The organism is Pseudoalteromonas sp. 19-MNA-CIBAN-0066, from assembly GCF_040308705.1.
GTDB classification, from domain to species: Bacteria; Pseudomonadota; Gammaproteobacteria; order Enterobacterales; family Alteromonadaceae; genus Pseudoalteromonas; species Pseudoalteromonas nigrifaciens.
In genome coordinates this window covers 1-260 of record NZ_JBEONZ010000274.1, presented here as the reverse complement: position 1 = coordinate 260, position 260 = coordinate 1, and the positions used below count along the sequence as shown (strand labels likewise).

Genomic DNA, 260 nt, shown 5'->3' with positions numbered 1-260 from the left:
CCTGCATACGCACCCAGTAAAGATAACAACAAGGAAAAAGGAAGGATTAAAAGTAACGACGTTTTTATATTATTTTTATTAACGGTCATTAGCATTAATAAAGGAAAGCTCATAGAAAATGTAATAAGTGAGACTAACCATGTAGGGCTTGTTGCTGGCCACACATTATTTTCTATACTGCTATATAAAAGGGTAAGAGCAATAGCCTGTACTACGGCAAGTATAATTATAAAGGATTTTGGTAACTGACTATCCATATC

At 33.8% G+C, this 260-nt stretch carries 1 protein-coding gene; it reads left to right on the top strand.

Annotated elements, in window-relative coordinates; translation table 11 throughout:
* A partial coding sequence (locus tag AAEZ18_RS19125) for a hypothetical protein (protein WP_352256003.1) occupies positions 1–249 on the top strand: 249 nt, incomplete at its 5' end.
* Positions 250–260 lie beyond the last annotated feature (11 nt).